Consider the following 11100-nt stretch of genomic DNA (forward strand, 5'->3'; position numbering starts at 1 on the left):
AAAACTACTTCTCTTCCACCGCCGGCACATCCGGCCACGCGTGGACCACGGCTTTAATCAGCGTCGCCAGCGGAATGGCAAAGAACACGCCCCAGAATCCCCACAGCCCGCCGAAAATCACCACTGACAGAATAATCACCAGTGGATGCAGGTTTACCGCTTCCGAGAACAGCACCGGCACCAGCAGGTTACCGTCCAGTCCCTGAATAATCAGGTACACCGCGAAGCAGCTCCAGAACTCCGTACCCAGACCAAACTGGAACAGCGCGACGCCCACCACCGGGATGGTCACCACGAAGGCACCGATATACGGGATCAGCACCGACAGCCCCACCAGCACCGCCAGCAGCAGCGAGTAGTTCAGGCCGAAAATCAGGAAGCCAATCCAGGTCGCGACACCCACCACAATCATCTCCAGCACCTTGCCGCGAATGTAGTTGGTGATTTGCTGATTCATCTCCTGCCAGACCTGCCCTGCCAGACCACGGTTACGCGGCAGTATGCGCCTGACGGCGTTCAGCATCTGTTCTTTATCTTTTACCAGGAAGAAGACCATTAACGGCACGAGCACAAGGTAAACCGCCAGCGTCAGCAGGCCGACCAGCGAGGCCAGAGAGTATTTCACCACCGAGTCGCCCATCGTCATGATGCGGGCGCGCATGTTTTCGGCCATCGCGTCAATAATCCCGGCATCCATCAGCGCGGGATAACGACGCGGCAGCGTGGCGGCGAAATCAGAGAGCTTATTCAACATGCCGGGCATATCACGGATCAGGTAGATCCCCTGCTGCCAGGCAACCGGCATGACCACAAATGCCATCAGTAACAATATGCCGACAAACAGTACCAGCACGATGCTGGTCGCCCAGCGGCGGGAACAGCCGATATTTTCCAGACGCGCCGTTGGCCACTCCAGCAAATACGCCAGCACAATCGCCACCAGCAGCGGCGCAAGCAGGCCGCTAAAGAAGAATAGAATACCGAACCCGGCAACCAGAATAACCAGCAAAGCAATGGCTTCCGGGTCGCTAAACCGACGCCGATACCACTGCATTAACATTTCGAGCATACAACCCTTCCCTGAATCGAATGGCGGGAGTGAGAAGCTGAATTGTATCTAACTGTCACAAAAAAGACTTTCGCTTTTTGTATCACTGTAACGATTCGCAAAAGCCTGATGAATGGGATTTTCTTCATGTCGCAACACGGCTACACTCGCAGGTCAGTGGAGATGAACGATATGCCGGTTCATCGGTCAAATTGACACATCCAAAATACAGGACAGTGGTTATGTTCAGGCAGTTGAGAAAAACACTGGTTGCGACACTTATCGCCGCACTGACTGTCGGTCAGGCTGCACCCGCCTTCGCTGATTCGGCCGACTCGTTGCCGGACATGGGTACCACAGCAGGAAGCACGCTCTCCATCGGTCAGGAGATGCAGATGGGTGATTACTACGTTCGCCAGCTGCGCGGCAGCGCGCCGCTGATCAATGACCCGCTGTTGGTGCAGTACATCAATGGTCTGGGCATGCGGCTGGTCGCGCACGCCGACTCGGTAAAAACCCCTTTCCACTTCTATTTAATTAATAACGACGAAATCAACGCCTTCGCCTTTTTTGGCGGCAACGTGGTGCTGCATTCGGCGTTGTTCCGCTATTCCGATAACGAAAGCCAGCTGGCATCCGTCATGGCGCACGAAATTTCGCACGTTACCCAGCGTCATCTGGCGCGTGCGATGGAAGACCAGAAACGTAACGCCCCGCTGACCTGGGTTGGTGCGCTGGGCTCTATTCTGCTGGCGATGGCCAGCCCGCAGGCCGGGATGGCGGCACTGACCGGGACGCTGGCGGGCACCCGCCAGGGGATGATCAGTTTTACCCAGCAAAACGAACAGGAAGCGGACCGCATCGGGATTCAGGTGCTGCAGCGTTCAGGCTTTGACCCGCAGGCCATGCCGAGCTTCCTCGAAAAACTGCTCGATCAGGCGCGTTACTCCTCACGCCCACCGGAAATCCTGCTGACGCACCCGTTACCTGAAAGCCGACTGTCGGACGCCCGTAACCGAGCTAACCAGATGCGTCCGGTTGTCGTGCAGTCCTCTCAAGATTTCTACATGGCAAAGGTGAGAACCCTGGGGATGTACAATTCCGGGCGTAACCAGCTCACCAGCGATCTGCTGGACGCGCTCTCCAAAGGCAATGTGCGGGAGAAAAACGCGGCTCAATATGGTCAGGCGCTGCAGGCGATGGAGGCCAGTAAATATGACGAGGCGCGTAAAGCGTTGCAGCCGCTGCTGGCCGCCGAGCCAAACAACCCGTGGTATCTCGACCTCTCAACCGATATCGATCTGGGACAGAAAAAAGCCACAGACGCCATCAACCGCCTGAAAGGGGCAAAAGACGTTCGCACCAACCCGGTGCTGCAGCTTAACCTGGCGAATGCTTACTTACAGGGCGGTCAGCCTGCCGAAGCGGCGACCATTCTGAACCGCTACACCTTTAACAATAAAGACGATCAAAACGGTTGGGATCTGCTCGCGCAGGTTGAAGCCCAGCTCGGTAACCGCGATCAGGAGCTGGCGGCACGTGCCGAAGGCTTTGCGCTGGTCGGTCGTCTCGATCAAGCCATTTCCATGCTGAGCAGCGCCAGCTCGCAGGTCAAACTCGGCAGCCTGCAGCAGGCCCGCTACGATGCGCGCATCGATCAGCTGCGCGCTCTGCAGCAGCGCTTCAAGCCGTACGAAAAGATGTAATAAGGAAGAAAAAACATGACAGACGCGGTAAAAATCTACCATAACCCTCGCTGCTCCAAGAGCCGGGATACTCTCAGCCTGTTGAAATCTAACGGTGTTGAACCAGAGGTGGTGCTGTATCTCGAAACGCCGCCGGATGCACAAACCCTTCGTCAGCTGCTGCGCATGCTGGGAATGGGCAGCGCCAGAGAGCTGATGCGCCAGAAAGAAGATCTGTATAAGTCGCTCAATCTGGACGACTCACGTTTGTCAGAGGACCAGCTGGTGCAGGCAATGGTTGAGAATCCAAAGCTGATTGAACGCCCGATTGTGGTGGCGAACGGCAAGGCGCGCATTGGACGCCCGCCGGAAGACGTGCTCGAGATCCTCTAGCCCTTATGCCGCAGCGCTTCCAGAAAGGCCTGCGGCGTACTTTCCCCCAGCTTTTTCTGCGTTTTTCCCCGGTTGTAAAACTCGCACAGCGCGATCAGCACCGCGCCTGCGGGTTCATCATTCACGCGTGGAATAATATCGCGTAACGGCACCGCCACCTGAAGCGCATTGTGTTCATGTGGATGCGTTTTCACAGCTACGTTCTGCACCGTTAGCGTCACCTCAAAGCCAAAAGTCTCAATAGATTGTATATCAGCCGGGCAGGCGTCAAGCAGCGCCTGCGTCCAGGTGTTAAAGAGCTGAAGCGAGAGTCCCGCATAAAGCCGGGCATAGCACCAGCCGCTCACCGGTTCACGCGCCCAGAGCAGGTGTTGCTCCCCGCCATCGTCCATGTGAAGCGACAAAGGCAGATGATGCAGCGTCAGCGCGTGCGGCATAATGCCTGCCTTCAGCGCCTTTTTCCCCTGCAACGGCGCCCCTTTTTGTTTCGCAGAGGCCGGTTTGAGATAGCGATTCAATGTCGCCCGGGAAACGGGGATCCCCAGCACGCCGTTGACCATCTGCAGCAGTTCATCTAACGGCGCGCCCGAGACGTCACGCAGGGCATTCACCAGTGCGACCTGCTCTTGTCTCATCGCTTTGTGTATCACTTTCGGTGTCGTCTGGTTATCCGAAACCTGCTCGCGGTTACGCCAGCGCCTGACAGTCGTGACCGAGATCCCAAGCTCAACGGCCAGCTCTCTGTCGCTTTTGTCTGACTGCTGAAGATAGCGACGGATGCGCGGCGTGGTGGTGGCATTAGCGTGCAGTTTAATTTCCATCTCGATAATTCCATTAACCAATCATATGAGATTTATATAACACCAGCGAACGCTTTGTGACCGATTTCACCTTTCGCTCGCCGTGCTTCACTGATAATCCACAGACATAACATAAACAACGCCACTCAATCTTGTACGGAGTTCACAATGAACAATGTTCTGGGATTTCTTGAAGCAAAACTGATGCCGCTGGCAGCCAAAACGGCACAGCAGCGTCATCTCGGGGCCATTCGCGGCGCCTACGTGTCATTCATGCCGTTTATCATCGTCGGCTCTATTCTGCTGGTGATCTCCTCTTTCCCGAATCAAACCTATCAGCAGTTTATGTCTCAGGCCTTTGGTGAGAGCTGGAGCGCCATTATTGAAATCCCGTTCAACGCGGTGTTCTCCACCATGTCGCTGTTCATCAGCTTCCTGGTGGCGTTCCGCCTGGCGGAACACTACGGGGAAGACCGCATCTCCTGCGGCATTCTTTCGCTGGTCGCCTTTCTGATCCTCACACCGTTTATTAAGGTGGCGGAAAACGGCGGTATTACCGTCATTCCGGTGGAGTGGATTGGCAGCAAAGGGCTGTTCGTGGCGATGATTGGTTCCCTGCTGTGGACGGAGCTGTTCTGCTGGCTGAAGCGCAAAAAACTGGTGATCAACATGCCGGACGGCGTACCTCCGGCGGTGCAGGAGTCGTTCGCCGCGCTGATCCCGGCTCTGCTGGTGATGATTCTGGTGCTGGGTATCCGCATCGTCTTTGAAAACACCCACTACAGCACCATCCACCAGTTTATTTACGACGTGGTTGCCACGCCGGTGCGCCACTATGGCACCTCATACTTTGGCGCGCTGATGACGGTATTCAGCATCACCATTCTGTGGTCCGTAGGCATTAACTCCGGCTCAATGATTAACGGCATTATTCGTCCGCTGTGGATGGAGAACCAGACCGACAACATCGCGGCGATTCAGGCAGGCACAACGCCACCGCACATTATCACCGAACAGTTTTTTGACATGATCTGGATGGGCGGTGCGGGGGCCACGCTGTCGCTGGTGATTGCGATGCTGATTTTCGCCCGCAGTAAAAACATGCGCGAAGTGGCGCGCCTCGGCGCGGGCGCGTCGGTGTTCAACATCAACGAACCGATTCTGTTTGGCCTGCCGGTGATCATGAACCCGATCATGCTTATCCCGTTCAACCTGGTGCCGCTGGTGCTGGTTACCGTTCAGTATGCGGCGATGAAAATGGGTGCCGTCGCCGTCACCACCGGGGTGTTTATTCCCTGGACGCTGCCGCCGGTGATCAGCGGCTTTATCGTCACCGGGCACCTGAGCGGCAGCGTCATGCAGCTTCTCAACCTGCTGATTGGCGCCATGCTGTACCTGCCTTTCATGCGTATCCTGGATAAACAGTACCGCGCGGCGGAAATGGCCAGCGTTACGCAAACCGACACCACCCTTGCAAAACAGGAGTAAAGCATGTGGGGAATTATCGCAACCTGGCGAATGGCGCTTGAAGGCGTCACGGAGTCTGCATCTGCGCTGGCTGCGGGCAAACCTGTCGCTCCGGCGGTGGTGGATGCCGTCGCCACCGTCGAGGACTTTCCGTTTTATAAATCCGTCGGCTATGGCGGACTACCCACCGAAAACGGCGAGGTGGAGCTGGACGCCGCCTATATGGACGGCGACACGCTGGCCTTTGGCGCCGTGGGCAATCTGGTGGATATCGCTAACCCGGTGCGCGTGGCGCACGCGCTCAGCCGCCAGCGCTACAACAGCCTGCTGGTCGGCCAGGGCGCGCGGGAATGGGCGCTGAGCCAGGGCTTTGCCGATAAAACCATGCTCACTGACCGCGCCATGCAGCACTACCGCAAACGCTGCCGCGAGACGCTGGATAAAGGCTTAAGCCCCTACGACGGCCATGACACCGTCGGCATTATCGGCCTCGATAAGCAGGGCTCGATGAGCGTCGCCACCTCCACAAGCGGCCTGTTTATGAAAAAGCGCGGCCGCATTGGTGATTCGCCCATTATTGGCTCCGGCTTTTACTGCGACAGCGAAACCGGCGCCGCCACCGCCACGGGCGTCGGTGAAGATCTGATGAAAGGCTGCACCAGCTACGAAATCGTCCGCAGGATGGCGCAAGGTATGACGCCGCAGCAGGCGGCAGATTCCGTGGTGTTCGAACTGGAGGACAAGCTGATGTCGCGCTTCGGCCGCGTGGGCGATCTCTCCGTGGTATGCATGAATAACAGGGGCGAGTTCGGCGCGGCAACCAACATCAAAACCTTCTCGTTCGTGGTCGCGACGGCCCGCCAGCCTCTCACCGTTTATCGTACCGAGCGCCTGCGGGAAAAGACGCCCTTTCACGCCGTGGACGAGGAGTGGATGCATGCCTACGCCGCGCGGATCCGCGCGCCGATTGAGGAGTCATGATGTTTACGTATCAGTTTATCACCGCGCTTTCTGACGCAAAGCCGCAGAGCCACTTGATTGCCCGCGCGGGCAGTCACCTTCTGCCGCAAAATGCACTTGTCACAGAAATGCGCGAGTCAGACAGCATCGCAGATACCCGCTTTGGCTGTGCCCCGTTTGCCCGAATCACCCTGCTACCGGATGCGCTCTGGCAGGACAGCCTGACCGAAGGTTTACTGACGGCGCTGCGCCCGCTGCTGGCCTCGCCCGTCAGCCCCGAGCTGATACTGGACGTGACTAATATCGACGATGTGGTGCTTGCGCAGGTGCTGCGTTTTCTGTTTAACCAGGCGCACAGGCTGAGTGATTTGCAGTTGAAGAAAACCAGTGACAAGGTCCGCCTTGAACATATCACCGCACTCTGCTTACCCGAACAGCAGGACCGACTGGCGGTTATTTTTCGCCGGCAGCAGGCCATCGCCCACGGTATGGTCGCGGCGCGACGTCTGGCCGATACGCCATCGGATCGCTGCACGCCGCAGTTTGTGGTGGAAGAGGCGCAAAAACTGTGTGCCGCCTTCCCTGCCCTGCGGTGTGACGCGCTGGATGAAAAGCAAATCGTTGAGCAAGGTCTGGGGCTGCTGCACGCCGTCGGCAAAGGGGCGACCTGTCCGCCGCGCCTGCTGGCGATTCATTATGACGGCGTTTCTGACGGCCCGGTGCGTTGCTATGTCGGCAAAGGCATTACCTTTGATACCGGCGGCCTGTGGCTAAAGGACGGCGCGGGCATGTACACCATGAAATACGACATGTGCGGTGCGGCCAACGTGCTGGGGCTGATGCTGACCGTTGCCGAGCTGGCGCTGCCCGTACGCATCATGGGCGTGCTGGCGCTGGCGGAAAATGCCGTCGGGCCGGACGCCATGCAGCCCGGCACGGTGGCAACGGCCTGTAACGGCACCACGGCGGAAATCAACAACACCGATGCCGAAGGCCGACTGGTGCTGGCGGACGCCATCGCCTGGGCCAGCCATCGCCATCCGCAGGCGCACTATATTATTGATATGGCGACCTTAACCGGCGCAGTCGTCAAAGCGCTGGGCTATGAATTGAGCGGATTAATGACGCAGGATGAACCGCTGCGCGCGGCGCTGACGCTGGCGGGTAAGTGGAGTGGCGACGAAGTGTGGTCCCTGCCGCTGGACGCCCGGCTGAAAAAACAGACCGACAGTGCCATTGCCGATCTGTGCAACACGCCGACCAACAATGCGGCGATCAGCGCCTCGGCGGCGTGGCTGCTGCATCACTTCTGCCCGCCGACCATTCCGTGGGCCCATCTGGACATCAGCGGTACGGCGCTGTGGCGAGAAAACGGACGGAGCGTGGCGTCGGGGAGGCCGATTCCGCTGCTGATGGAGCATTTATTGGAGGATAGTGCCTGAATGTTTTGCCGGGTGGCGGCTGCGCCTTACCCGGCCTACACATCGTGGCGGGTTTTCGTAGGCCCGGTAAGCGCAGCGCCACCGGGCGAACAACCTCAAAGCTTGAGAATATCTTTCACAAACGGAATGGTCAGCTTGCGCTGGGCGGTAATAGAGGCGCGATCGAGCTGATCGAGCGTGTCAAACAGCGTGCGCATTTCGCGATCAAGCCGTTTAAGCAGGAAGCGGCCCACATCTTCCGGCAGCTCAAATCCTCGCTGCTTAGCGCGCAGCTGAAGCGCCTGAAGCTTATCTTCATCCGACAGCGGCTGGAGCTTATAGATTTGCCCCCAGTCCAGACGAGAGGCCAGGTCCGGCAGCCCCAGATTCAGCTGACGCGGTGGACGATCGCCGGTGATCAGCCGCCGGGTTTTACCCGATTCCAGAATGCGGTTATAGAGGTTAAAGATCGCCATTTCCCACGGCTCATCACCCGCCACGCATTCGATATTATCGATGCAGACCAGCGAGAGGTGTTCCATTCCCTCAAGCACCTCAGGTACGAACCAGGTACGTTTATCCAGCGGCACATAACCTACCGCGTCACCGCGCGCTGAAAGCTCCGCGCAGGCGGCATGCAGCAGGTGGCTGCGCCCCGCGCCTTCGCGTGACCAGATATAGATGTATCCGCTGTGATCCTGGCGCAGCACGTTTTGCAGTGCAGCCAGTAAAGAGGGGTTATCACCCGGCCAGAAACTCGCGAACGTTTCGTCGTCAGGGAGATAAAGTGGCACAGAGAGCCGTGCCGGTCCGTTCAGAAGTACCTCAACCAGATCTTACATAAAATCGGAACGGAGTTTAACACGGAACCCGCGAGGAGAGAACCGGGCGATCCCTCGCCCGACTTTTCGATCAATGGGGTGCTTTTTCGCTGTCGTCCGCATCCAGAATTTCTTCTTCAGGACGCAGAACGGAAATCAGCTTAAAGATCAGGCTCAGGCCTACACCCACAATGGTCGCGAGCGCCATGCCCTTCAGCTCGGCCGCACCGCTGTGCACCTTCGCACCGCTCACGCCGATGATCAGGATAACGGAGGTCAGGATCAGGTTCTGCGCCTTGCTGTAATCCACTTTGGATTCAATCAGCACGCGAATACCGGAAGCACCGATCACCCCGTACAGCAGCAGAGAAACGCCGCCCATCACCGGCACCGGAATGATCTGAATCGCTGCCGCCAGCTTGCCCACGCAGGAGAGCAGAATGGCGATGATTGCCGCCCCGCCGATAACCCAGGTACTGTAGACGCGGGTAATCGCCATCACGCCAATGTTCTCACCGTAGGTGGTGTTTGGCGTGGAGCCGAAGAAACCGGAGATAATGGTCGAGAAGCCGTTCGCAAACATGGAGCGGTGCAGGCCCGGATCGCGGATTAAATCGCGCTTAACGATGTTCGCCGTCACCACCAGGTGGCCGACGTGCTCCGCAATCACCACCAGCGCGGCTGGCAGAATGGTGAAGATAGCGAACCACTCAAAGCGCGGAGTGTAGAAGGTTGGCAGCGCGAACCAGTGCGCCTGAGCAATCGGGGTCGTATCCACTACGCCCATTGCGAAGGAGAGCGCATAGCCCGCCAGCACGCCGATCAGGATCGGGATAATCGCCATGAAACCGCGGAACAGCACGGAGCCAAACACCGTCACGCCCAGCGTCACCAGCGAGATGATAATGGTTTTGGAATCCGGTGACTGGCCGTCAGCAGGCAGCAGACCGGCCATGTTCGCCGCAACGCCCGCCAGCTCCAGGCCGATGACGGCAACGATTGCACCCATCGCCGCAGGCGGGAACATCACGTCCAGCCAGCCGGTACCCGCTTTCTTCACGATGAAGGAGACCAGGCAGAAGAGCACGCCACACATGATAAAGCCGCCGAGCGCGACCTCATAACCCAGCGGCAGCAACAATAGCACCGGCGAAATAAAGGCAAAGCTCGACCCCAGATACGCCGGGATTTTGCCTTTACAGATAAAGAGGTACAGCAGCGTCCCAACGCCGTTGAACAGCAGAACGGTAGCCGGGTTAATGTGGAACAGGATTGGCACCAGCACGGTTGCGCCAAACATGGCAAACAGGTGCTGCAAACTAAGCGGGATAGTCTGTAAAAGCGGCGGTCTTTCACTCACCCCGATAGCACGGCGCGTCATAGTGTTTTCCTCTGTGTAGTATTGTTGGTGTTTTATTCAAAAAAAAGCCGACTATCAAAGTCGGCTTATTTATCGTTATTCGATTATTTCGTACCAAAGATCTTATCGCCGGCATCGCCGAGGCCCGGGATGATGTACCCGTGCTCGTTCAGCCCCTGATCGACAGAGGCGGTATACAGCTCAACGTCCGGGTGCGCTTTCTCCAGCGCCGCGATCCCTTCCGGCGCCGCGACCAGCACCAGCACCTTAATGCTGTTACAGCCCGCATTTTTCAGCAGGTCGATGGTGGCGATCATAGAACCGCCGGTTGCCAGCATTGGGTCAACCACCAGCGCCATACGCTCGTCAATGTTAGACACCAGCTTCTGGAAGTAAGGAACCGGCTCAAGGGTTTCTTCGTTACGGTAGATCCCCACCACGCTGATACGCGCGCTTGGCACGTGCTCCAGCACGCCTTCCATCATGCCGAGACCGGCACGCAGGATTGGCACCACGGTAATTTTTTTACCTTTGATCTGCTCAACCTGTACTGGGCCGTTCCAGCCTTCGATGGTCACTTTTTCCGTTTCCAGATCGGAGGTCGCTTCGTAGGTCAGCAGGCTGCCCACTTCAGAAGCCAGTTCGCGAAAACGCTTCGTGCTGATGTCATGCTCACGCATCAGGCCCAACTTGTGTTTAACGAGTGGGTGTTTCACTTCCACAATCTTCATTCTCTTTCTCCTCTGAGGTGGCATCCGCAAAAAAATCGCGCGATTATACCGCTTTTTTCGGATTGCGCCATACCCATCTTGCTTGACGTATATCAAGCAAAGTGATTTAGAGACAAAAAAACCGGAGGCGAAACTCCGGCTTGGGTGCGGGGTTCTGCCGGGTGGCGCTAACGCTTACCCGGCCTACACGTCCCGTAGGCCCGGTAAACGCAGCGCCACCGGGCAATTATAGCTGCTCGCCGTTACTCGCAATCACCTGCTTATACCAGTCGAACGACTTTTTCTTACTGCGGTTCAGCGTGCCGTTCCCTTCGTTATCTTTATCGACAAAGATAAAGCCGTAGCGTTTTTTCATTTCGCCCGTTCCGGCAGACACCAGGTCGATACAGCCCCACGGGGTGTAGCCCATCAGCA

Annotated in this window: 11 protein-coding genes; 5 read left to right on the plus strand and 6 right to left on the minus strand. The window is 57.5% G+C overall.

The window, feature by feature from the left end:
- Window positions 1–4: 4 nt before the first annotated feature.
- Window positions 5–1069, minus strand: coding sequence for an AI-2E family transporter (locus ENTMO_RS0117640; protein ID WP_010433838.1), 1065 nt, complete (start codon window positions 1067–1069; stop codon window positions 5–7).
- Between the two features lie 221 nt (window positions 1070–1290).
- Here ENTMO_RS0117640 and bepA point away from each other — a divergent pair, with 221 nt between their 5' ends.
- On the plus strand, window positions 1291–2754 hold the full coding sequence (bepA, locus tag ENTMO_RS0117645; protein ID WP_010433840.1) for a beta-barrel assembly-enhancing protease: 1464 nt from the start codon (window positions 1291–1293) through the stop codon (window positions 2752–2754).
- A gap of 15 nt (window positions 2755–2769) precedes the next feature.
- On the plus strand, window positions 2770–3126 hold the full coding sequence (gene arsC / locus ENTMO_RS0117650; RefSeq protein ID WP_010433843.1) for an arsenate reductase (glutaredoxin): 357 nt from the start codon (window positions 2770–2772) through the stop codon (window positions 3124–3126).
- Here the strand turns inward: arsC and ENTMO_RS0117655 are convergent.
- On the minus strand, window positions 3123–3947 hold the full coding sequence (locus ENTMO_RS0117655) for a hypothetical protein (protein ID WP_010433845.1): 825 nt from the start codon (window positions 3945–3947) through the stop codon (window positions 3123–3125). The two genes, arsC and ENTMO_RS0117655, sit on opposite strands and share 4 nt — an antisense overlap.
- Before the next feature lie 147 nt (window positions 3948–4094).
- Here ENTMO_RS0117655 and celB point away from each other — a divergent pair, with 147 nt between their 5' ends.
- Genes celB through ENTMO_RS0117670 form a run of 3 tightly spaced genes read left to right on the plus strand, consistent with a single transcriptional unit; the run spans window position 4095 to window position 7795 of the window.
- Window positions 4095–5414, plus strand: coding sequence for a PTS cellobiose transporter subunit IIC (gene celB, locus ENTMO_RS0117660; protein ID WP_010433846.1), 1320 nt, complete (start codon window positions 4095–4097; stop codon window positions 5412–5414).
- 3 nt (window positions 5415–5417) lie between these two features.
- On the plus strand, window positions 5418–6374 hold the full coding sequence (locus tag ENTMO_RS0117665) for a N(4)-(beta-N-acetylglucosaminyl)-L-asparaginase (RefSeq protein WP_010433847.1): 957 nt from the start codon (window positions 5418–5420) through the stop codon (window positions 6372–6374).
- Window positions 6374–7795: a leucyl aminopeptidase family protein gene (locus ENTMO_RS0117670; protein WP_010433848.1), complete on the plus strand. Its 1422-nt coding sequence runs from the start codon at window positions 6374–6376 to the stop codon at window positions 7793–7795. The genes ENTMO_RS0117665 and ENTMO_RS0117670 overlap by 1 nt, the downstream gene beginning before the upstream one ends.
- A gap of 95 nt (window positions 7796–7890) precedes the next feature.
- Here the strand turns inward: ENTMO_RS0117670 and ENTMO_RS0117675 are convergent, their stop codons facing one another.
- The 4 genes from ENTMO_RS0117675 to ENTMO_RS26695 all read right to left on the minus strand — a co-directional run.
- Complete coding sequence (locus tag ENTMO_RS0117675) at window positions 7891–8592, minus strand: DnaA inactivator Hda (RefSeq protein WP_237702339.1); 702 nt, start codon at window positions 8590–8592, stop codon at window positions 7891–7893.
- Between the two features lie 94 nt (window positions 8593–8686).
- A complete protein-coding gene (uraA, locus tag ENTMO_RS0117680; RefSeq protein WP_010433850.1) occupies window positions 8687–9976 on the minus strand; it encodes a uracil permease in 1290 nt (429 codons plus the stop codon).
- Between the two features lie 83 nt (window positions 9977–10059).
- Window positions 10060–10686 (minus strand): uracil phosphoribosyltransferase, encoded by a 627-nt coding sequence (gene upp / locus ENTMO_RS0117685; RefSeq protein WP_010433852.1) that lies wholly within the window; start codon window positions 10684–10686, stop codon window positions 10060–10062.
- A 226-nt stretch (window positions 10687–10912) separates the two neighbouring features.
- On the minus strand, window positions 10913–11100 hold a 188-nt coding region (locus ENTMO_RS26695), incomplete at its 5' end, for a family 1 glycosylhydrolase (protein ID WP_237702336.1).

Source organism: Enterobacter mori LMG 25706 (assembly GCF_000211415.1).
Taxonomy (GTDB): domain Bacteria; phylum Pseudomonadota; class Gammaproteobacteria; order Enterobacterales; family Enterobacteriaceae; genus Enterobacter; species Enterobacter mori.

Excerpts from the sequence above, each read along its gene's own strand:
- ENTMO_RS0117640 (WP_010433838.1), bottom strand. The coding sequence starts at position 1,069 with ATGCTCGAAATGTTAATGCAGTGGTATCGGCGTCGGTTTAGCGACCCG.
- bepA (WP_010433840.1), top strand. The coding sequence starts at position 1,291 with ATGTTCAGGCAGTTGAGAAAAACACTGGTTGCGACACTTATCGCCGCA.
- arsC (WP_010433843.1), top strand. The coding sequence starts at position 2,770 with ATGACAGACGCGGTAAAAATCTACCATAACCCTCGCTGCTCCAAGAGC.
- ENTMO_RS0117655 (WP_010433845.1), bottom strand. The coding sequence starts at position 3,947 with ATGGAAATTAAACTGCACGCTAATGCCACCACCACGCCGCGCATCCGT.
- celB (WP_010433846.1), top strand. The coding sequence starts at position 4,095 with ATGAACAATGTTCTGGGATTTCTTGAAGCAAAACTGATGCCGCTGGCA.
- ENTMO_RS0117665 (WP_010433847.1), top strand. The coding sequence starts at position 5,418 with ATGTGGGGAATTATCGCAACCTGGCGAATGGCGCTTGAAGGCGTCACG.
- ENTMO_RS0117670 (WP_010433848.1), top strand. The coding sequence starts at position 6,374 with ATGTTTACGTATCAGTTTATCACCGCGCTTTCTGACGCAAAGCCGCAG.
- uraA (WP_010433850.1), bottom strand. The coding sequence starts at position 9,976 with ATGACGCGCCGTGCTATCGGGGTGAGTGAAAGACCGCCGCTTTTACAG.
- upp (WP_010433852.1), bottom strand. The coding sequence starts at position 10,686 with ATGAAGATTGTGGAAGTGAAACACCCACTCGTTAAACACAAGTTGGGC.